At 45.7% G+C, this 22,964-nt stretch carries 14 protein-coding genes, 1 tRNA gene and 1 riboswitch; of the genes, 9 read left to right on the plus strand and 6 right to left on the minus strand.

The genetic code is table 11. The features are described 5' to 3' along the window. The first annotated feature begins 47 nt into the window (after window positions 1-47). A tRNA-Asp gene (locus KIO97_RS00660) sits at window positions 48-124 on the plus strand. An 812-nt stretch (window positions 125-936) separates the two neighbouring features. On the opposite strand, the gene KIO97_RS00665 is transcribed toward KIO97_RS00660, so the two are convergent. After that, on the minus strand, window positions 937-2,262 hold the full coding sequence (locus KIO97_RS00665) for a sodium:proton antiporter (protein ID WP_047482403.1): 1,326 nt from the start codon (window positions 2,260-2,262) through the stop codon (window positions 937-939). Window positions 2,263-2,451: 189 nt separating this feature from the next. Between KIO97_RS00665 and metH the strand changes: the two genes are divergently transcribed. Then, entirely contained in the window at window positions 2,452-6,132 is a 3,681-nt protein-coding gene (gene metH, locus KIO97_RS00670; RefSeq protein WP_285380493.1) for a methionine synthase, read from the plus strand. A 67-nt stretch (window positions 6,133-6,199) separates the two neighbouring features. On the opposite strand, the gene lysC is transcribed toward metH, so the two are convergent. Further along, complete coding sequence (gene lysC / locus KIO97_RS00675; protein ID WP_029789692.1) at window positions 6,200-7,552, minus strand: lysine-sensitive aspartokinase 3; 1,353 nt, start codon at window positions 7,550-7,552, stop codon at window positions 6,200-6,202. A 123-nt stretch (window positions 7,553-7,675) separates the two neighbouring features. Then, window positions 7,676-7,854: riboswitch (Lysine riboswitch) on the minus strand. A gap of 223 nt (window positions 7,855-8,077) precedes the next feature. Here lysC and KIO97_RS00680 point away from each other — a divergent pair. Further along, complete coding sequence (locus tag KIO97_RS00680) at window positions 8,078-9,199, plus strand: alanine--glyoxylate aminotransferase family protein (RefSeq protein WP_285380495.1); 1,122 nt, start codon at window positions 8,078-8,080, stop codon at window positions 9,197-9,199. Window positions 9,200-9,255: 56 nt separating this feature from the next. Here the strand turns inward: KIO97_RS00680 and KIO97_RS00685 are convergent, their stop codons facing one another. From KIO97_RS00685 to KIO97_RS00700, 4 genes are all read right to left on the minus strand, one after another. Further along, a complete protein-coding gene (locus KIO97_RS00685) occupies window positions 9,256-11,040 on the minus strand; it encodes a PglL family O-oligosaccharyltransferase (protein ID WP_285380496.1) in 1,785 nt (594 codons plus the stop codon). A gap of 67 nt (window positions 11,041-11,107) precedes the next feature. Beyond that, entirely contained in the window at window positions 11,108-13,930 is a 2,823-nt protein-coding gene (gene uvrA, locus KIO97_RS00690; protein WP_285380498.1) for an excinuclease ABC subunit UvrA, read from the minus strand. Window positions 13,931-14,068: 138 nt separating this feature from the next. Continuing rightward, entirely contained in the window at window positions 14,069-14,941 is an 873-nt protein-coding gene (gene galU / locus KIO97_RS00695) for a UTP--glucose-1-phosphate uridylyltransferase GalU (RefSeq protein WP_005432802.1), read from the minus strand. Window positions 14,942-15,105: 164 nt separating this feature from the next. Next, on the minus strand, window positions 15,106-15,750 hold the full coding sequence (locus KIO97_RS00700) for a LuxR C-terminal-related transcriptional regulator (protein WP_240304971.1): 645 nt from the start codon (window positions 15,748-15,750) through the stop codon (window positions 15,106-15,108). A gap of 293 nt (window positions 15,751-16,043) precedes the next feature. Here KIO97_RS00700 and KIO97_RS00705 point away from each other — a divergent pair, with 293 nt between their 5' ends. The 6 genes from KIO97_RS00705 (at window position 16,044) to mshL (ending at window position 22,933) form a co-directional block, all read left to right on the plus strand. Continuing rightward, the gene (locus KIO97_RS00705; RefSeq protein ID WP_285380502.1) at window positions 16,044-16,592 is read left to right on the plus strand and encodes a single-stranded DNA-binding protein; all 549 of its coding nucleotides are present in this window, start codon (window positions 16,044-16,046) and stop codon (window positions 16,590-16,592) included. A 247-nt stretch (window positions 16,593-16,839) separates the two neighbouring features. Then, entirely contained in the window at window positions 16,840-18,849 is a 2,010-nt protein-coding gene (gene csrD / locus KIO97_RS00710) for an RNase E specificity factor CsrD (protein WP_285380504.1), read from the plus strand. Window positions 18,850-18,860: 11 nt separating this feature from the next. Next, window positions 18,861-20,309 (plus strand): MSHA biogenesis protein MshI, encoded by a 1,449-nt coding sequence (locus tag KIO97_RS00715; RefSeq protein WP_038891136.1) that lies wholly within the window; start codon window positions 18,861-18,863, stop codon window positions 20,307-20,309. Beyond that, the gene (gene gspM, locus KIO97_RS00720; protein WP_038891137.1) at window positions 20,306-20,956 is read left to right on the plus strand and encodes a type II secretion system protein GspM; all 651 of its coding nucleotides are present in this window, start codon (window positions 20,306-20,308) and stop codon (window positions 20,954-20,956) included. The genes KIO97_RS00715 and gspM overlap by 4 nt, the downstream gene beginning before the upstream one ends. Next, on the plus strand, window positions 20,949-21,278 hold the full coding sequence (locus KIO97_RS00725) for a hypothetical protein (protein ID WP_005533781.1): 330 nt from the start codon (window positions 20,949-20,951) through the stop codon (window positions 21,276-21,278). Before gspM ends, KIO97_RS00725 begins: the two co-directional genes overlap by 8 nt. 20 nt (window positions 21,279-21,298) lie before the next feature. Beyond that, window positions 21,299-22,933 carry a pilus (MSHA type) biogenesis protein MshL gene (gene mshL / locus KIO97_RS00730; protein ID WP_005432819.1) on the plus strand — a complete coding sequence of 545 codons (1,635 nt, stop codon included), beginning with the start codon at window positions 21,299-21,301 and terminating at the stop codon, window positions 22,931-22,933. Window positions 22,934-22,964 lie beyond the last annotated feature (31 nt).

The raw sequence follows: 22,964 nt of genomic DNA on the forward strand, positions 1-22,964 counted from the left end.
TAGGACATCGCCAGGCTTTTAATTTAGACTTTAGGTCTAACCAGTGCGGAGCGGTAGTTCAGTTGGTTAGAATACCGGCCTGTCACGCCGGGGGTCGCGGGTTCGAGTCCCGTCCGCTCCGCCACTTATTCAGACAAAGCCCTAGCAGAAATGCTAGGGCTTTTTCGTTTGCGCTATTATTTTGGTCTACGACCAACGAGTCCCGCTCGTGTGCGAGTCCAATTGCGTGCAAGCCCAGCCGCTCTGCCACTTATTTAGAAACCCAGTCTCCGGACTGGGTTTCGTCGTTTTTGAGCATAATAATTTTCCTTTCAGGGAATGAGTCCCGGTTGCCCGCAACCCCGGCCGTCAGCCACTTATTACAGTCCTCAGCAGAAATACTGTGGTCTTTTCGTATTTGCGATTGGTCTATGACCAATGAGTCCCGCTTGTGTACGAGTCCAATTGAGTGCAAGCCCAGCCGCTCCGCCTCTTATTTAGAACCCTAGCCTTCGAAAATTCTCTAATAAAGTTTAGCTAGCATGTAATCGGTTCAAACTTATCAGCTCATTTAGATCGTCTTATCCTTATCTAGTAAAGATTTTGATGTTTGAGTAGATGAACTCTATAGCTCTTGTCTAGTCGTCTTCACTAATTTCTGTAGAGTTGGCTTTAGCCTGAAGACTCCTATCTTCCGTAATTCATTCTCAGCTCAGTCTCCGAGTTGTTCTTATTATATGGAGAGGAGGCACTTCTTCTTTTCAATTTGGTAAGTTACTAGCGACTCTGCTCTTAGTGTTACATTGGTCTATGTATATGAGTATGGATTAAGAAGCGCTGCGTGAAGTTACTTAAGGCAGGTTGGCCTCAGTGTATTGTTTTTGTTGTAGGCACCTTAGACTTTAGGCACAAAAAAGGCAGCCAAATGGCTGCCTAGTTTGATCATTATAACAGTACTTATTCTTGAGAAGCTTTTGCTTCTTGTGGCTCAACTGAGCCTTCTGCTTCCATTTCTTTCTCTGCTTGTTTTGCCTTCTCAATCATTGGTGTAATAGTTGAGCCTTGAATAAGGATTGAGAACACTACCACTGAGTAAGTCATGACCATGATGATCTCTTTTACATCAATCAACTTCTCCGGAATAACCAAGATGCCGGAAGGGATTGATAGTGCCATTGCTAATGCAAGACCACCACGCAAACCACCCCAAGTAAGGATCTTCACTGACCATGGGTTGTATTTTCTGTAGCGCTTAAAGCCAATATAAGAGAGAAATACACTGAGATAGCGAGCAGTGAGTACCAGTGGTACTGAAATAGCCATCATAATCCAGTCTTCTTTGTGGAATTCGAACAGTAGCATCGACATACCGATCAGTAGGAACAAGACGCCATTTAGGAATTCATCAACTAGCTCCCAGAAGTGGTCTAGATGATCTTCACTCTCTTTCGAGAAGCCAATAAAGCGCGTCCAGTTACCAATCATGATGCCCGACACCACCATTGCTAGCGGTCCCGATACGTGAAGATATTCTGCAAATGCGTAACCAGCGGTAGGAACACCAATAGTAAGCAGCAGTTCCATTGAGTGGTCATCAGTTGCGCTGATTAGGTAGTGGAAAATCAAACCCAATACGAAGCCGTAAACAATGCCTCCGATAGCTTCTTGAATAAACAGATGTGTAACGCTGCCTACTGTTGGTGCTTCGGTACCGAACGCGATGGTGAAGAGTGTCACGAAGATCACGAGGCCAAATCCGTCGTTAAACAGAGATTCACCTTCTATCTGTGTCGAGATACGTCTTGGGGCATTAAGCTTTTTGACAATGGCGAGAACTGCAATCGGGTCGGTAGGAGAGATAAGTGCACCGAAGAGTAAGCAGTAAACAAGATCGAATTGAATACCGATAACTTGGCAGAAGCCGTAAAGCACAAAACCAATGAAGAAGGTTGAGAAGAGCGTTGCGCCTAAAGCGAGTACAGTGATTTCCCACTTTTGGTCTTTGAGGTTAGGAAGCTTGATCCCCAAGCCACCGGCAAAAAGTAGGAATCCAAGGATGCCTTTGAGAAGAAAGTCTTCGAAATTAATGCTGGTCACAGTTTCGGTTGCTATCTCGGTGAGATGAAACCAATCATTTTGGCCTGCGATTAGAATGAGGAGTGAAAGAATCATCGAACCGGCAGTGATTGCGATGGTGGTTTGCATCTTTCCTATCTTACTGTTTACAAAGGCAATAACCATTGCGGCTGCAGATAGAAAACATAAAGTATGATAGACCGACATAGAGCTCTCTATTTGTAACATTTTATGAATGGAATTCTCGGACGATGTTGACTAAATAGCAAACATTTTTTCGAGATTATTTTGTCACTCGACGGAGGCAAAATAATCAGTAATTCGCATTTTAGACGTCTAGACTCCTTTAATTTGTGTGATAGGATGGAGAGATAACTAAAGGAATGAGGCTGTACTGTGGGAAGTAATGTAAGACAACAGATTGAAGCTCAATTAAAGCAACGTATCTTGCTGATTGATGGTGGTATGGGCACCATGATTCAGGGATACAAACTTGAAGAGCAAGACTATCGAGGAGAGCGCTTTGCGGATTGGCATTGTGATCTAAAAGGCAACAACGATTTGTTGGTGCTCACTCAGCCTCAATTGATTAAGGAAATTCACAGCGCTTACTTAGAAGCTGGCGCTGATATTCTTGAGACCAACACCTTTAACGCGACGACGATCGCGATGGCTGACTATGAGATGGAAAGCCTGAGTGAGGAAATCAACTATGCCGCTGCAAAGCTTGCTCGTGAAGCCGCTGATGAGTGGACGGCAAAAACGCCAGAGCGCCCACGTTATGTCGCGGGTGTGCTTGGTCCAACAAACCGTACTTGTTCTATCTCCCCTGATGTAAACGATCCGGGCTATCGTAATGTCAGCTTCGATGAGCTTGTTGAAGCTTATTCAGAATCCACTCGAGCGCTGATAAAAGGTGGTTCTGATCTTATTCTGATCGAGACCATCTTCGATACGCTTAACGCTAAAGCTTGTGCCTTCGCGGTTGATAGTGTTTTCGAAGAACTAAGTATCGAGTTACCAGTGATGATCTCCGGTACCATTACCGATGCTTCTGGACGTACGCTTTCTGGTCAAACAACGGAAGCCTTCTATAACTCTCTTCGTCATGTTAACCCGATTTCATTTGGTTTGAACTGTGCACTTGGCCCTGACGAACTACGCCCATACGTAGAAGAGCTTTCTCGTATTTCAGAATCTTTTGTTTCTACTCACCCAAATGCGGGTCTACCGAATGCTTTTGGTGAGTATGACCTTTCGCCAGAAGATATGGCGGAACACGTTAAAGAGTGGGCGGAGAGTGGTTTCCTCAACCTAATTGGCGGCTGTTGTGGTACCACACCAGAGCATATTCGTCATATGGCAATGGCAGTTGAAGGCGTGAAACCTCGTGATTTGCCTGAGCTTACAGTTGCGTGTCGTTTATCCGGTCTTGAGCCTCTTACTATTGAAAAAGAGACGCTGTTTATCAACGTAGGTGAGCGTACTAACGTTACTGGTTCTGCTCGATTTAAGCGTCTGATCAAAGAAGAGCTCTATGATGAAGCGCTAGAGGTCGCCCGACAACAAGTTGAGAACGGCGCTCAGATCATCGACATCAACATGGATGAAGCTATGTTGGATGCAGAAGCCTGTATGGTTCGCTTCCTAAACCTATGCGCATCTGAGCCTGAAATATCCAAAGTGCCTATCATGGTCGACTCCTCTAAGTGGGAGGTGATCGAGGCGGGGCTGAAGTGTATTCAGGGTAAGGGCATCGTAAACTCCATCTCTTTGAAAGAAGGTAAAGAGAAGTTTGTTGAGCAAGCAAAACTGATTCGTCGCTATGGTGCTGCGGTTATCGTTATGGCGTTTGACGAAGTTGGTCAGGCAGAAACGCGTGAACGTAAGCTCGAAATCTGTACTAACGCTTATCGTATCTTGGTTGATGAAGTCGGCTTCCCACCAGAAGATATCATCTTTGACCCGAACATCTTTGCGGTTGCGACGGGTATCGAAGAGCACAATAACTACGCCGTGGATTTCATCGAAGCGGTTGCCGACATTAAGCGCGACTTGCCTCACGCGATGATCTCCGGTGGTGTTTCTAACGTTTCCTTCTCATTCCGCGGTAATAACTACGTTCGTGAAGCGATTCACGCGGTGTTCCTATACCACTGTTTTAAAAATGGTATGGACATGGGCATCGTGAACGCGGGTCAGTTAGAAATTTACGATAACGTTCCTGATAAGCTGCGTGAAGCAGTAGAAGACGTGGTTCTTAACCGCCGTGATGATTCGACTGAGCGACTGCTTGATATCGCAGCAGAATATGCTGGAAAGGGGGTCGGCAAAGAAGAAGATGCTTCTGCACTAGAGTGGCGTACTTGGACGGTAGAAAAACGTCTAGAGCATGCGCTGGTTAAAGGCATTACGGAGTTCATTGTCGAAGATACCGAAGAAGCTCGCCTCAATGCCTCTAAGCCACTTGAAGTAATTGAAGGTCCATTGATGGACGGCATGAACGTGGTGGGTGACTTATTTGGTGAAGGTAAGATGTTCCTTCCTCAGGTAGTGAAATCTGCGCGTGTTATGAAGCAGGCCGTAGCGCACTTAGAGCCTTTCATTAATAAAGAGAAGCAAGCGGGGTCTTCCAACGGTAAGATCTTACTGGCTACGGTAAAAGGTGACGTGCACGATATCGGTAAGAACATTGTTGGCGTGGTTCTGCAATGTAACAACTACGAGATCATCGATCTTGGCGTCATGGTCCCATGTGAGAAGATCCTCAAGGTAGCCAAAGAAGAAAACGTCGACATTATTGGTCTTTCTGGTTTGATCACTCCGTCCCTCGATGAAATGGTGCATGTAGCGAAAGAAATGGAGCGTCTTGATTTCGATCTTCCACTTCTGATTGGTGGTGCAACAACATCCAAAGCACATACGGCGGTTAAGATTGAGCAGAACTACAAACACCCAGTGGTATACGTCAATAACGCTTCTCGTGCAGTTGGTGTATGTACATCACTGTTATCAGACGAGCTTCGTCCTGGCTTTGTTGAAAAACTGGATGCGGACTATGAGCGCGTGCGTGATCAGCATAACCGTAAGAAGCCGCGCACTAAGCCTGTTACTTTAGAAGAAGCACGAGCGAACAAAGTCGCGATTGATTGGGATAAGTATACGCCTCCTGCTCCTGTAAAGCCGGGCATCCATATTTTTGATGACTTTGAAGTGTCTACTTTGCGTAAGTACATCGACTGGACACCTTTCTTTATGACTTGGTCACTAGTCGGTAAGTACCCAACAATCTTTGACCATGAAGAAGTGGGCGAAGAGGCACAGCGCCTGTACAAAGACGCTAATGAGTTATTGGATCGTGTTGAGCGTGAAGGGTTACTCAAAGCGCGCGGCATGTGTGGTCTGTTCCCTGCAGCAAGCGTGGGTGATGATATCGAAGTCTACACCGACGAATCGCGTACAGAAGTGGCGAAAGTGCTGCATAACTTGCGCCAGCAGACGGAGAAACCAAAAGGCTTCAACTACTGCCTGTCGGATTATGTTGCCCCGAAAGAGTCTGGTAAGCACGATTGGGTTGGTGCTTTTGCTGTAACCGGCGGTATCGGTGAACGCGAACTTGCCGACGAATACAAAGCACAGGGTGATGATTACAATGCCATCATGATTCAAGCGGTAGCGGACCGTCTGGCGGAAGCATTTGCTGAGTATCTACATGAGCGTGTGCGTAAAGATATTTGGGGTTACGCTACGGATGAAGAGCTGTCGAATGAAGAACTGATTCGTGAGAAATACCAAGGTATTCGACCTGCTCCAGGCTATCCTGCCTGTCCAGAGCATACTGAAAAAGGACCGCTTTGGGAGCTTATGAATGTTGAAGAAAACATTGGTATGTCACTGACATCGAGCTATGCGATGTATCCCGGAGCATCCGTATCGGGTTGGTACTTCTCGCATCCTGACTCTCGTTACTTTGCGATCGCTCAGATCCAAGAGGATCAGTTGCAAAGCTATGCTGATCGTAAAGGCTGGGATAGGATCGAAGCGGAGAAATGGTTAGGTCCGAACATTAACGGTTAACCAAACCATATAGAAACTAAAAGGGCTGCCATGTGCAGCCCTTGTTTATTAGTACATGAAAGCAGTCTTATTGCTCGAACAATTCAGTATGCAGTTTTTGAATCGCTTGGCGAGATACGGACTCGTGAACAAGGAAGCACAGGTTATGTGGACTTGCTCCGTAACAGATCATACGTAGGTTGAAGTCTTCTAGCGTGCCAAATACTTGCTTCGCGTAGCCTTTGCTTTCACTCATATTGTTACCAATCAGAGCGACGAGGCATAGGTCGTGTTCTACTTCTACTTTACATAGCTCTTCAAGCTCTTCACGCGCGGCTTGTGGTAACTGAGGAGCACCGCCAGACGTGTCTGTTTGGTCAAGAGTGAGTGACACACTGATTTCAGATGTGGTGATCAGATCTACAGAGATTTTGTGCTTCGCTAGGATTTCAAATACTTTGGCTAAGAAGCCGTATGCGTGGAACATGTTAGCACTGCGTAATGTCACCATGGTTTGGTTGCAGCGCAGAGCAAGTGCTCGGAATAAAGGTGAGCTCTCTACTTGGTGGCGGATCCATGTACCACCTTTTTCCGGTTCTTTAGACGAACCTACGAATACAGGGATGTCGTGACGAAGTGCCGGAACCAATGTTGAAGGGTGCAGAATTTTTGCGCCGAAGTTTGCCATCTCTGATGCTTCGCTAAAGCTGATCTCTGGGATTGGCGCTGCTTTTGAGGCGATACGTGGGTCTGTGGTATAGATGCCCGGTACGTCGGTCCAAATCTCTAGACCTGCAGCTTTCACGCCTTCTGCAATGAGTGCTGCACTGTAGTCACTGCCGCCACGACCAAGCGTGGTGGTATTACCTTCTTCATCTGAGCCAATAAAACCTTGGGTGATAACCACGTATTCTTGGCAAAGTGGGACTAACTTTTCTTGTGCTAGCTGCGAAATTGTCTCGACATTAGGTTCAGCTCGACCAAAATTACCATCGGTTTTTAGCACGTCGCGAATATCAAAACGAACTGCGTTCACACCACGCTCTCGCATTAGTTGCGCAAGGATATGAGTCGACATTAATTCACCACAAGCGACTAAATGATCGGTCAGTTTAGTGCTTGCTTGGATTGAAGCGGCCTCTGCCAAACTGGTGACGGTATCAAGAATCGAATAAACCTCTGCCGCAGCTTCGGTTGCGTCCTCAAGTTGCGACAGAATCGATTCGTGGATGCCTGCTAGTTTCTGAAGTACTTCCGCACGATGTTCTTGGTCTTGAACACCATTTGCTAGTTCAACTAAGAGATTAGTGACACCTGAGCAAGCGCTGCTAACCACAAGGCGAGTATTTGGGTTGTTTTCTATGATAGTGGAGCAACGACTCATTGCCTCAAAGTTGGCAACACTGGTTCCACCGAATTTTGCTACGTTAAATGCGCTCACTGCGTTCTCCCACGACTTCCTGAAAAAAATAACAACAATTATTGGTTGCCTAATACATCCAATGTTTGGTGAGGAAAGGAACAGAGCAAATAGAGAGGTAGTTAGAATGTAATTTGAAAATTTACCCTCAGAAGCTCTTCATCATACGGCGCTGATGACAGTTGATGGGATTCAACCCACGTCAACCGACAAGTCAAATCCTGCAACTTTGACTTACCTCGGCACTACTCCCCCTGAGTGATTGGTATTGGAATTGCGGTTCCACAAATCACCTGCCTGGGCAGTGCTCCTCTTCTGCATAAAGCTTAAACATTGAACGGTTTTGCTGTCACATTGTCAACCAATATCTCAACCATTATGAAAGTTTTTATTAACGAATTTGTGACAGTGGTTTGACCTCTATACTTAGGGCTAATTGCCGATAGAGGAAAAATCTATTAGGGTGAAAACTTCGATACCTGAGCCAACCTTTTGAATAGAACTTTTATAACGCTCAGGATGAATGACTGCAATCAAGGAGCTGACATGCCGATCCAAAGCTTTATCCCCCCGCACCGTATTTTGATGGGACCTGGTCCCTCTGATATTTCACCTCAGGTTTTACAAGCGCTTAGCCGTCCAACGGTTGGTCACCTAGACCCACTTTTCATCGCCATGATGGATGAGCTAAAACAACTGCTTAAATACGCTTTCCAAACAGAAAATGAATTTACTATCGCAGTGTCTGCGCCGGGCAGTGCGGGCATGGAAACGTGCTTCGTTAACCTGATTGAAAGGGGCGACAAAGTTATCGTCTGCCGTAATGGTGTCTTCGGTGAGCGTATGCGTGAAAACGTGGTTCGTGCTGGTGGTGAAGCGGTTGTCGTCGATGATGAGTGGGGAACCCCTGTATCGGTCGATAAAGTTGAAGAAGCATTAAAGCAGCACCCTGATGCGAAGATTCTTGCTTTTGTTCATGCTGAAACATCGACGGGCGCGGTAAGTGATGCTCAAGCTCTGGGTCTACTCGCGAAGCAATACGGTCTGTTATCGATTGTTGATGCTGTGACCTCGCTTGGTGGTGTTCCTCTTAAAGTTGACGAGTGGCAGTTAGATGCGGTGTATTCCGGTAGCCAAAAATGTCTTTCGTGTGTTCCAGGTTTATCGCCTGTGACGCTTTCTCCGGCAGCTATTGAGAAGATTCAATCAAGAACGACACCGGTTCAAAGCTGGTTCTTGGATCAAAGCTTAGTATTAGGTTACTGGAGTGGACAAGGTAAACGCAGCTATCACCACACGGCGCCAGTGAACAGCTTGTATGCTCTGCATGAAGCTCTACTTATCCTTAAAAATGAAGGTTTAGAAAATGCATGGGCGCGTCACCAGTTAATGCACGAGAAGCTTAAAGCAGGTCTGCAAAAACTAGGCTTTGAATTTGTGGTAGAAGAGGAGTATCGACTACCGCAATTGAATGCGATTTATGTCCCTGAAGGAATTGATGAAGCAAAAGTGCGTAATCACTTACTTGAAACCTACAACCTAGAGATTGGTGCAGGTCTTGGTGCGCTGGCTGGTAAAGCATGGCGAATTGGATTGATGGGCTATGGTGCTCGACCTGAAAATGTTGCTTTGTGTTTGCGAGCTTTAGAAGAGTCTTTGACTGAATAAACTGCCTCGGTAATGAGATAAAGAAAAGCGAAGGTTATTCCTTCGCTTTTTTGTATTTATTGCTTAGCACCTGACGTCGGTGTTGGTGAAGCAGAGATTGCTTGGGAAGGTGGCTGATAGTTGACGCCACTGAAATCAATTTTAGGGAACAAGAACTGTGCCTCAGCGCGAATTTGTTCTGCCTTGCTTGAGTCATCCAACCCTTGATATGCCAGTATCAAGTTGTTGTAAAATGCTGGGCGTGGCTTGTCTTTAATGATTTCCAAAGACCAATCAATGTAAGGCTGAATCAAGGTTGGATCTTGCTTGTATAAACCGATGTTTAAGAAAGTACTGTATACATCCCAGTCGAAACGATCTTTCCAAACCACAGGGTTCGTCACTTGATTCAAGATATCCGGGTTGGTTGGGCGCGTAGTTTCAAACTTGGTTAAGACATAGTTAGTGTGCAATGCGCTAACCATATAGAAAGTAAACACTGCTGGAATGACTAGGCTACATACTCGCAATAAACTTTTGGTTACTTTGCTAAACGGTGCTTGGCGGTAACGAGACACTCGTTGGTCGACCCAATAAAGAAGAATCACAAAGATCAGCCAATGCACCAATGAATGATAGAAGGGGTATTCTAATTGTGAGTGCAGCACGATTGGAATAAACAGAGCCAACAGTGCTAATCGAGTACCGCGTTTGGCTTGGTAGATGCGATATAGCACTAGCGCCATTGCCAAAAAGATCCCCAGAATTGGTAATAGTCCGCCTTCTACTGCCCAATACAACAACTCATTGTGTGGGTGGTCCATCGATGGCAAGCCCGCAGGATAGCTTTCATTAAGTGCATGCTGGCGTGCTGTGTATAGCATGTATTCTGACTCAAACTTGCCGTAACCATAACCAGTGAATGGCTTCTCAATCACCATGTCCAATGTTTGTGGGAAAGTGTAAGCACGCGGTGACTCCATGTTCACTTTTTCGCTGGCTAGGCCGCTTCCATCTGGAAAGGCAATATTTATTACCACAACCGACAGAGCTAGACCTGCTGCCATAGCCATTACCCAACGAACAAAGCGCGCACGTGTTGCAAAGCGATACATGTATGGAATCACCAGCAAAATAGCAATGATGGATGCTAGCCAACCAGTACGAGAGGCAAGGGCAACGATAAGAGGCAGTGTCAGTACAGGTACGGCGTACAACAGGTAAATATCGCTGAGTTTACGAGAATATTTGTAAGGTTGTCTGGCGAGTAGATAGCTGGCAATCACTAAACCAGTTGCAAGGAAGCTCGCCATGACATTGGGTTGCTGGAAGATGCCATAAGGGCGGTTAGCTATCGTGTCGTATCCAAATACGTTTCCTGGTTTAAGGTAAAGATATTGCGTTAAACCGAAAATCGCTTCGATAACAACGGCAAGGACAATAAACCACAATAAGCGTTGGCGATGCTTATTACTGAAATGGAATTGTTGCAGTACGACGAAGAACAACATGCCGCACCACAGGCCAATCAGCTTATTTGCAGCGAGCATACTATCCGCGTTGGGGTAGAAAATGGGCAGCGTCATGATGATACAACTGCTCAACAGACCGATTGTTAATTTGGAATAACGTAACACACGGTTGGTCGCAAGTTGGTAGCAGCCAATACCGAGTACAAAGCTGAACGCAATCCATGTGGTCGCATTGAAAGACAGAGCTAGTCCAGAGCCTCCCGGATTTGGCATGAAGAAATGCATCGCCAGCAGAAATAGTGCTGCTAACGCGATGAGAAACTTGCGGTTAAGAGGAACTTGCACTTTACCTGGGGAAAGCTTGGTTCCACTGACGTGTATAGTTGCCATAGTTATTGTGTTGTTTTGAATGAAAAAAGACCAGCGATGGCTGGTCTTTGTACTTTACCTGTTTTTTCTACTTCAACATAGGCTTAAGGAAGCGAGCTGTGTGTGAACCTTCGATCTGAGACACATCTTCAGGGGTTCCTTGTGCAATGATCTCACCACCACCTTGTCCACCTTCAGGCCCTAAGTCGATAATCCAGTCTGCCGTCTTAATGACATCGAGGTTATGCTCGATGACGACAACGGTATTTCCGTGGTCGCGCAGACGGTGCAGTACAGTTAGTAGCTGTTGGATATCGTGGAAGTGCAGACCGGTTGTCGGCTCATCCAAAATGTATAAGGTTTTACCAGTATCACGCTTAGACAGCTCTCGAGCCAGTTTCACACGCTGAGCTTCACCACCTGACAGCGTAGTTGCCGCTTGACCTAAGCGAATGTAAGACAAACCTACATCCATCAGAGTTTGCAGCTTACGAGCAATCGCAGGTACTGGATCGAAGAAAGTACGTGCATCTTCTACCGTCATTTCCAATACTTCATCAATGGTCTTGCCTTTGTAACGTACTTCAAGTGTTTCGCGGTTGTAGCGTTTACCTTTACACACATCACAAGGAACGTAAACGTCAGGTAAGAAGTGCATTTCTACCTTGATTACACCATCACCCTGACACGCTTCACAGCGACCTCCGCGTACGTTAAAGCTAAAGCGCCCCGGTTTGTAACCGCGAGAGCGCGACTCTTGCGTGCCAGCAAACAGTTCACGAATCGGAGTAAAGATTCCCGTGTAAGTGGCTGGGTTTGAGCGTGGCGTACGACCGATAGGGCTTTGGTCAATGTCGATAACTTTATCGAAGTGCTCTAAACCTTTGATCGCTTTATATGGTGAAGGTTGCGCCGTTGTTGCGCCGTTCAACTGGGTATGAGCAATCTTAAAGAAGGTATCGTTGATCAGAGTCGACTTACCTGAGCCGGATACACCGGTAATACAACTGAACAAGCCAACAGGAACGGAAAGGTCGACATTGTTTAAGTTGTTACCTGTCGCGCCAAGTAATTCAACGGTTTTCTTTGGATCGCGTGGTGTACGCTCTTTTGGTACCGCAATCTCTTTCGCGCCACTGAGGTACTGACCAGTCAGTGAGTTCGGATTGGCAATGATCTCGTCCATCGTACCTTCAGCGACCACGTTACCGCCGTGTACACCGGCACCTGGACCGATATCGATCACGTGATCAGCACAACGAATCGCATCTTCATCGTGCTCAACCACTAATACCGTGTTACCTAAATCTCTTAGGTGGGTCAGAGTTTTCAATAGACGTTCGTTATCACGCTGGTGGAGACCAATTGATGGCTCATCCAGTACGTACATAACACCGACTAGACCCGCACCAATTTGGCTTGCTAAACGAATACGTTGAGCCTCACCGCCTGATAAGGTTTCCGCGCTACGTGATAAGTTGAGGTAGTTCAAACCAACGTTAACCAAGAATTGCAGGCGGTCGTTGATTTCCTTCATCACTTTTTCAGCGATTTGGGCGCGTTGGCCTTCAAGCTTCAAAGTGTGGAAGAATTCCAATGCGTCGGCGATGCTGAGTTCAACAATCTCCGGTAGTGTCGTATCGGCGATAAAAACGTTACGAGCTTCAAGGCGTAGACGAGTACCACCACAGCTTGAGCAAGACTTAGTAGAGATGTATTTCGCAAGCTCTTCACGTACCGAGTTAGATTCAGTATCGCGGTAACGGCGTTCAAGTGTGTTCAGGATCCCTTCAAAAGGATGGCGCTTAACGCGAATGTCACCACGATCGTTAATGTACTTGAACTCTACTTCAGTACGCCCCGATCCTTTAAGAATGATGTCTTGGGTTTTCTTTGGTAGAGAGTTAAATGGTGCGTGAAGATCGAAGTCGTAATGATCCGCCAGCGCAGTCAGCATCTGAAAATAATAGTAGTTCTTTTGATCCCAACCTCGAATCGCACCTTGTGCCAAACTCAGAGTTTCATCTTGAATAACTCGGCTTGGGTCGAAATATTGCTGCACACCTAAACCATCACAAGTGCCACACGCACCTGCTGGGTTGTTGAATGAGAACAAACGAGGCTCAAGTTCTTGCATGCTGTAGCCACAAATAGGGCAAGCAAAGTTAGCTGAGAAGATCACCTCTTCGCCATCGCCTTCCATTGGAGCAACAACAGCAATACCACCAGATAGCTCTAGTGTGGTTTCGAATGATTCAGCCAAACGTTGCTGCAAATCCGGGCGGACTTTAAAGCGGTCCACAACCACTTCAATAGTGTGTTTCTTGTGCAGTTCTAACGGCGGTGGATCAGAAAGATCGCAAGTTTCACCATCGATGCGTGCGCGGATGAAACCTTGAGCTGCAAGGTTCTCTAAAGTCTTAACGTGCTCACCTTTACGCTCTTTCACGATAGGAGCAAGTAGCATCATTTTGCTGCCTTCTGGCAACTCTAAGACTTTATCGACCATTTGGCTGATGGTTTGTGCTGCCAGAGGCGTATGGTGTGTTGGACAGCGAGGCTCACCAACGCGAGCATAAAGTAGACGCAGGTAATCGTATACCTCGGTAATGGTACCGACGGTAGAACGTGGGTTGTGTGATGTTGATTTCTGCTCAATCGAGATCGCAGGAGACAAACCTTCGATGTGGTCAACATCTGGCTTTTCCATAAGAGACAAAAATTGGCGCGCGTAAGCTGATAGTGACTCTACGTAACGTCTTTGGCCTTCAGCGTACAAAGTATCGAATGCGAGAGAGGATTTACCAGAACCACTCAAACCAGTAATGACAATCAGTTTATCACGGGGGATAGTGAGGTTGATGTCTTTGAGGTTATGGGTGCGGGCACCACGAACTTCTATTTTATCCATCGTTTTTGCTCTATGTATAACCAAGTGACGCAAGTATTACATAGTGTGAGAAATGTGCAAAGAAAATACTGGACAAAAAAACAGTAAACAAAAAGCCCAGCATTAAGCTGGGCTTTCTAATCAATAAGTTCGAGTTGGTTACGCTTCTTTCTTCGTAGCGTGTTTGCCTAGCTCAGACTTCTTTTCATCTTTTAGGTATAGGTTTTCGAAGCAGTAGTTTGTTGCTTCGATGTAGCCTTCTACGCTACCACAGTCGAAACGTTGGCCTTTGAATTTGTATGCCAACACACAGCCTGCTTTTGCTTGCTTAAGTAGTGCGTCAGTGATTTGGATTTCGCCACCTTTACCTGGTTCCGTGTTTTCGATCAGCTCGAAAATATCTGGAGTCAGGATGTAGCGACCAATGATTGCTAGGTTGCTTGGCGCGGTACCTTTCTCTGGTTTCTCAACCATGTCATCTACGCGGTAGATGTCATCTTTGATCATCTCACCAGAGATAACGCCGTATTTGTGGGTTTCTTCTTCTGGTACTTCTTGAACTGCAACGATTGAGCAACGGAACTGTTTGAATAGCGCTACCATTTGAGCCAGTACGCCTTCTTGTTCGTTCACACAAAGATCATCTGCAAGTACCACAGCAAATGGTTCATCACCTACAAGTTCACGACCAGTTAGGATTGCATGGCCTAGACCTTTCATCTCACGCTGGCGAATGTAGGTAAAGTTTGCAGAGTCAATGATTTCACGGATATCAACCAGCAGTTCTTCTTTGTTTGTACCGCTGATTTGGTGTTCCAATTCGTAGTTTTTATCGAAGTGGTCCATGATTGAGTGTTTACCACGGCCAGTCACGATACACATGCCGTTCATGCCTGCTTGGATCGCTTCTTCAACACCGTATTCAATCAGTGGCTTGTTCACTACAGGCATCATTTCTTTAGGCATAGACTTGGTCGCAGGGAGGAAGCGCGTACCGTAGCCCGCTGCAGGGAACAGACATTTTTTAATCATTGGGGGAATATCCTTTCTCATTATTTAATCAAGAATCTGGGCATCACTTTAACACGAGAGGTGCATATGAATCATGAATTAAGTAGGAAAAAATATGAGAATCGGAGCCTAAAGAAGCATGAGCAATCACCACTTTTACAAAATTTGTGTTGCTCATCATTGTTTTATGACATCAGGTTTTGGTCAGCCCAAGCAATCGCTTGTACACGGTTTTTGACCGAAAGCTTCTTAAAAATCTGATACAGGTGAGACTTGATAGTGAATTCGCTCACGAATAACTCTTCGGCCATTTGATTGTTTGATGCGCCAGCTTGCAGGCAGCGAAGTACTTGCAGTTCACGAATGGTCAAATCGACGGTGGCAGGAGCGGTGTGGGTACTAATGACGTTACGATAATAATGGAGAAGTTGACTGGTGACATTACGAGGCAGCCAGTTTTGACCATTAATGATTTCCTTTAACCCTTCGCCAATCTGCTCAAGAGAACTCTCTTCATAGAAGATGCCTTTCAATTGACCAAACGCCAATAGCTCATCTGTCGTCAAACGTTTAGGAACGTTGAACACGACTGTTTCGAAATTCTTCCAAATCAGGGGAAGGTTTTTTATCGATAGAACCAACTCTTTGTGCTCACTGAAGTCGATAAGCAAGATTTTATTGCGGTGCTTCGGGTTTGCTTCCATCAGTGCTTGGGTCGAAATGACGGGGATGTCGATATCTGTATACTTCTCCAGAGCTTCGACCTTTTTCCCTGCTTCCTCTTCCATGCTGATTAGAAAAAGTTTTCTCGCATAAGCCGATTTTTTCACGCGCCTTAATCTCCTTGAGTAAAGTTTCTTGAGTTCGAAAACGCGGATACGTTGGCATCAATCATCACTCAGAGCTATAGGAAGGGAGGAGAAATGCGTTGAGATTCAAAGGTTCACGAAACGATGTCTGCAAAACGAATCAAAAATGCTACGCCTTGAGCTTGAAGTGAGATTTCGATTCCACAATACGTTGCCTCAGAACACAATGGGGATTAGGCTTTAATCAAAACATCAAAGCGTGTATTCTTATGCGCTAAAATTTTATATAGATCCAGAGTGAAACGGAGCACATCATGGCCAGCCGTGGAATTAACAAAGTTATTTTGGTGGGGAATCTAGGTAACGACCCTGAAATTCGTTACATGCCTAATGGCGGTGCAGTAGCAAACATCACGATTGCAACTTCTGAGTCATGGCGTGATAAAGCGACTGGCGAACAGCGCGAAAAAACAGAATGGCACCGTGTTGTGCTGTTCGGCAAACTTGCTGAAGTAGCAGGCGAGTACCTACGTAAAGGTTCTCAAGTGTACGTTGAAGGTCAACTTCAAACTCGTAAATGGCAAGACCAAAGTGGCCAAGACCGCTACTCAACAGAAGTGGTTGTTCAAGGCTTCAATGGCGTAATGCAAATGCTTGGTGGCCGTGCTCAAGGTGGCGCACCAATGGGTGGTGGTCAGCCTCAACAGCAGCAACAAGGTGGTTGGGGTCAACCTCAACAACCAGCTCAGCAGCAATACAATGCTCCTCAGCAACAGCAACAGGCTCCGCAGCAACCACAGCAGCAACCACAGCAGCAATACAACGAGCCACCAATGGATTTCGACGACGATATTCCGTTCTAAGTCGACTGAGTATTGAATTTAAAAGGCCGCGAATTTCGCGGCTTTTTTATTATCTTCGTGCTTGTATCACGGGCTCAATCATTTCAAATTGTAATTAAAAGACAGTAACTCTCAAATCACGAATAATGTCTTGTTTCTTTCCGCCTCAGCTTCTCACATTCACGCGAATGCGATTGTCTAGTGAAGGCTTATCAAGTATAAATATTTCAATAAGGTATATGATGAATAGAAAAGGAATTTGGTATTCATGAGGTATACCCCAACTCTTAAGCTAAGCACGCGGCTGGTGGCCTTTGTCACTATGATCGTTATATGCGCAATGTTTATCTTGTTTGTCGGTGGCACCCTCTCTTTCAAACGACTAGGACAAGAGTATCTCAACCATTATTTGGAAGGGATCGTTGAAGTAGTTGATAAAGAGATGGAAGACCCAGACGCAGCCTATTCGATGCAGCGCTGGATGCCGAAGATGCTGCAGGCGAGTAACATTGTCGAAATGACGTTGTCGACGAATAACGCCGTTGTTTACCGTTTCAAAGATACTTCTCATAAGATGGATAGCTCGGTGTTGTTTGAGCATGAGTACCAACTCACTCACAACCAAGACTACGTCATCTACTTTAAAGCGATCCCTCCTTATTTAGGCTATGGCTACTCGATGCAGGCATTGTGGTCAATCACGCTTGCCGTTGTTCTGATCATTTTCTGTTTGATGCATGGTGTTAAGTGGCTCAAAGAACAGCTCGCAGGATCGGAAATGCTCGAAGAGCGTGGACGAATGATTTTAGCGGGCCGAGTCGAGCAATACGCAAGAGGAGATGAGCGAGAATGGCCTTATACTGCCAGTGAGGCATTAGATGTATTGATCGAAGAACTTCAAGATGCTCGCCAAGAACGCAGTCGCTTCGATACCTTTATCCGTACGCAAACTTTCCTCGATAAATTGACCGGCACGGCCAACCGAGTGTTGTTTGACAGCAAGCTTGAATCTGCTTTGTTGGAAAGTGGTGCACGTGGCTCAGTGATGCTGATCCGCATTCAAGATTGGAAATCCGTTGAAGAAGAGCAAGATAAGCAAACTTGCGACGAGTTTATTGTTGAAGTTGGTAGCTTACTTTCTAACCTTGTACAGCGTTACCCAGATGCGGTGTTTTCCCGTTACTACAATGCAGACTTTGCATTGTTTTTGCCTCATCAATCGGGCAAAGACGTGGCGAACTTAGCTTCTCAATGTATTCGCCAGCTAGAAAAACTCCACCCTCCTTATCCGTTGGATGCTGACAATTGGTGCCATATCGGTATCACTATGTACAAAGAGGGTGAACGTCATAGTCAAATCATTGATGAAGCAGAGACTGCATTGCGCAGTGCCCAGTTGCAAAATAACAACAACTGGAGCCGCTTTAAGAAGTGGAATCACGACGAGGAAGCACGAGGCAGTGTGAGATGGCGTACGCTATTTGATTCAGCACTCACAGCTGAAAATGTGATACTCTACGCACAATTCGCCTATCTAATAAGTGATGTGGCGCATAAAAAACCTTTGCACGAAGAGTTAACATGTCGGATTCGTGATCCGGAAAATGGCATTGTTAAAGCTTCTCGCTTTATTTCTGCCGTTCGACAAGTCGGTTATGAAGCGCAGATGGACCGCGCAGTGGTTAATAAATTCTTAAAAGACTTTAAACATAGCTTTGATAGCTCTAATTGCTATGTACTTAACTTACATGTTGTGCCTTTTGGGCAACGAGAATATTTCAAATGGTTCCGTGATGAACTCTTACAGTTGTCACGAGAGCAAAGAAAGTGTCTCACTTTTGAGTTTGTCGAAGCACAATTTGTAAGACACTTAGACTTTATGCGACCAGTCGCTAAAATGCTGGCCGGTTTAGAGTGTCACGTCATGATTGGGCAAGCTGGACGCACGATCGTCAGTACCCATTATCTAAAAGAAGTGGACATTCGTTACCTTAAGCTCCATCGCAGTTTGGTAACTAAAATCGATCAGAGACATGAGAACCAGTTGTTTGTCCGCAGTATGTTGGGTGCGGCCGCAAACAGCAAAACAAAAATAATAGCAGTGGGAATTGAGAATAAGCACGAATTGAACACCCTGAACGAATTAGGGGTTCATGGCGGGCAGGGACGTTATTTCTCTCCAGAAGAGCAGTATCTACCTAGATCCAAGCCAACCATTATTTCTCAAGCGGACTCTCAAGTGAAATTGGGACGACGAAATCGCTGGCGAAAAAAATAAAGATAATAATCATGGATTTTAAAGCAGTACTCGATAAGCTCAAGCGGTCATCGGTTGGTGGTCGTACGTGCTTTTTGGTCATTCAGCCAGACGCAGTTTATTTATCATCACCAACGAAAAGCAGTCGACCGTCCAAATTTGAAATCACAGAATCAAATTGGGAGCGCGCTTGTGAGCAAGCGCTAAGTGTTGCTGCTAGCTCTTACGACTCGTTGGCGGTTGTGCTTTCTCACAACTATTACCAGATGTACCAAATCGACAAGCCAGCAATGCCACGAAACGAGTGGCCTTCGGCGTTGCCGTTCTTGTTAAAAGAGCTTATTTCTGAGCGTGCTATCGACATTATTGCTGATGCCGTAGAACTGCCTAACTCAAATAAAGTTCAAGCATATGTATTGTCGCGCAAAATCCTCGACAAGATTGTGCTGCTTGCCAACCGAGTACAACTTACACTTGAATCTATCATTCCTGAAGATGACATCTGGGGTGACACTTCGGGTGAATTAGGCAACTTCCTACTTCTACAACGCAGTTCGCGCGGTCACTTCCGTATTAGCGCATTCGTTGAGCACACCATTGCATTTCATCGTTCCATTCGCAGTGTGACGCCACCATTAACAGGCGTACCTTCAAGTGACTTACAAATGGACAGTTTGTCACTGGAACTGCAACGATCGATAGATTACCTCTCTTCTCAACTGCGTCATGTCCAGTTACATCAATTGAAAGTGTGTTGTGATGACGAAGACGAGAAAGAGCTGGTTGAATCACTCAATTACCGTCTAAGCACCAAGGTGTCTCCTCTGCTTGCAGAAGAGCATGAGCTATCAGGTCATGTATTGGCGGACACCGCGGCGGCTACAGCGAGTGCTCGACGTGTCAACCTTTATCCAGACTTCCTTAAACCGAAGAAGAACCTGTTAACACTTAAAAATGTTGCTATCTCTTGGGGTGTTGCTGCTTCATTTATCTTTATCTCTTATGGCTATGTTACTTGGCAAAGCCGAGGCGTCGAAGATGAAATTAAGATCGTGAAAAGCCGTGGTGACATTATGAAGTCTGAGTTGCAACATCAACAGGCTAAGCTTCGCAAGCACCAACCAGATACCAACAAATTGGCGGCGAAAGCACGTTTGGAACGCGAAGTGAAAGCGAAGCGTGACTCACTCAAAGCCGTCGGAAAATACGATGACTCGCAGCGCACAGGATACTCTGGTGTGATGCAGTCTCTTGCTAAGTTGGGCAGCAACAACATTTCTCTTTCTACCATTCGTATCGACGATACCACTTTAGATCTCAAAGGCTTGGCAAGATCGCCAAGTGCGGTGCCTAACTGGGTGAGCCAATTTAAGAATGAAATTAGTCTTGTTGGACGTACTTTTGATGATGTGAAGATTGGTCGTAACGAAGACAACATTGTGACCTTTGAATTGAAGACACGTGGAGACAAAGAGAAATGAACGAATTCTGGTCCTCGTTAGAAGAGCGTTTTGATGAGATGAGCGCACGCGAAAAGGTATTGATTGCCTTGTGTGGTCTTGTCACGGTCGTCATGCTGTTGTTTACCTTGGTGCTAGAGCCAAAACTGAATGAAGTGAATAGCAACGATAAACAGCTACGTAATTCGAAACTGACTAATCAGCAGACGGAAATTGAGATATTGCGTATTCAAGCTCAGCTTAAGAAAGATCCGAATGCCGAAATTGATCAAGCCATCTCTCAACTGCTGACCGAAAGCCAGCATCTATCAATGCAGCTTTCTGAAATCATTGAACACTTGATTACGCCTTCACAAATGGCGAGTTTGCTCGAAAGTGTGTTAGAGCAGCAAAGCGGGATTCACTTAGTATCGCTACAGACTTTGCCAGCTGAGCCGATAACAGAAGACAAAGAAGCATCGCAATACTCGGGCTATTACGTACACCCTGTGCGCATGGAGCTGACGGGCGATTACTTTTCGATTGCGAACTACCTGACGAAATTAGAAGGCTTACCAGCAAGTTACTACTGGCGTAGCTTCAGTTACAACGTAGAAGATTACCCTAAAGCAAAACTTGTACTGGAAGTGTATACCCTAGGTTCACGAGAGGAGTTTATTGGTGGTTAAGAAACTCATTATCTCTTTAGCATTTGCGACAGTCGCGAGTAGCAGTCTGGCGAGCCAAGACCCAACGGCACCTTTGGGGTGGACTAAGCCTGCGGCGGAGCAAGCGAAGCCAAAAGCGAAACAGCATCGCTTGCCAACATTAAACAGCATCGTGTGCAAACCAAGCACATCATGTGTGGCAATTTTAAATAACCGAATTGTTGAGCCTGGGGCAAAACTCAATGGCTACCGAGTAGCGAGCATCAACAGTGAATTTGTAACTTTAAAGCGTGGTGACCGTCAGTGGAAACTAGAGCTTTTTGGTTTAAACGTAAAAAAATAATAACCAGAGCCTGATCAGATATGCGCAAATTAGTTGTAGGAATCGTGATTGCTTCCTTAATGGGTTGTTCTATGGGTCACCGTGACCCGGTAGAAGTGAAGCAAGTACTTAATGAATCTATCAATGAAGCAAACAGTCGCGCACTAGAAGATATCCCGTCTTCTGTGCAAGCCGATCTTATGCCGAATCTAGACTCAAACGTGTCTTCAAAAGAAGGGACTTTGAAGCGTTTTCGAGTTCAAGCTAACGCGGTTGAGGCGCGTAGCTTCTTTGCTTCTTTAGTGAAAGGTACAGAATACAGTGTGGCAATCCATCCTGCGGTGCAAGGTAATATCACCGTTGACCTTTCTGATGTCACATTGGATGAAGTACTGAATGTTGTGCAGAACATGTACGGCTATGACGTAGTGAAGTCAGGTAAAGTGATTCAAGTTTACCCTGCTGGTATGCGTACCGTGACGATTCCTGTGGATTACCTTCAGTTCAAGCGTTCTGGTCGTTCATTGACAAGTATCGTCACTGGCTCTGTAACGTCGGCTGGTACCTCTAATTCTGGTGGCGGTTCTGATGATTCTGACTCATCAGACTCAAACAACAATAATGGTGATGGCTCTACGACATCAACCGGCGGTACTCGTATTGAGACTATTACTGAAAGTGATTTCTGGCCAATGCTGCAGCAGGCGGTTGCTAACCTGATTGGTTCAGGCAAAGGTCAAAGCGTTGTTGTTACACCGCAAGCTGGTGTGATTACTGTACGTGCTTTCCCTGATGAGATCCGCGAAGTTCGTGAGTTCCTTGGCGTGTCGCAAGAGCGCATGCAGCGCCAAGTCATTCTTGAAGCGAAGATCTTAGAAGTAACATTGAGCGACGGCTATCAACAAGGTATCAATTGGTCAAATATGTCTGCCTCCATCGGTAACTCGGGCAGTATTGTGGTTGATCGTAATCCAGCTAAGCTGCCTCTAGACGCTATTGGTACTCTTCTAGGTGGACAAACGAACGTCACCTTCTCCGATGGTAACTTTAAAGCTGTGATGAACTTTATGGCGACGCAAGGTGACCTAAACGTACTTTCTAGTCCTCGTATTACTGCTGCGAACAACCAGAAGTCCGTCATCAAGGTGGGTACTGATGAGTACTTCGTGACTGAGCTTTCTAGTAATGCAGGTAACGGTGAGAACTCGAATGCCGTCCCTGAAGTCGAACTGACGCCTTTCTTCTCTGGTATTTCTCTGGATGTAACGCCGCAAATCGATAACAAAGGCAACGTGTTCCTACACGTTCACCCTGCGGTTATTGAAGTAGAAGAAGAGATTAAACAGCTAAACCTTGGTGGTGATTTCCAAAACATTCAGTTACCACTGGCGAAAAGCTCCATTCGTGAGTCAGACTCGGTGATCCGTGCCAAAGATGGTGATGTGGTTGTGATTGGTGGTTTGATGAAGCAGCAAAACCTAGAGCAAGTATCGAAAGTGCCTTTCCTAGGTGATGTACCTGCGCTGGGTAATTTGTTCCGTAACATCAATAATGTGACGCAAAAAACAGAGCTGGTTATTTTGCTTAAACCAACCGTTGTTGGCGTGAACACATGGCAGAAAGAGCTAGAGCGTTCACGTGATTTGCTACAAGAGTGGTTCCCTGACGCTGAGTAATCAGCGTTGGGAGTGTCGTAAACGTGGTTCT

Source organism: Vibrio sp. B181a (assembly GCF_030248375.1).
Lineage (GTDB): Bacteria > Pseudomonadota > Gammaproteobacteria > Enterobacterales > Vibrionaceae > Vibrio > Vibrio campbellii.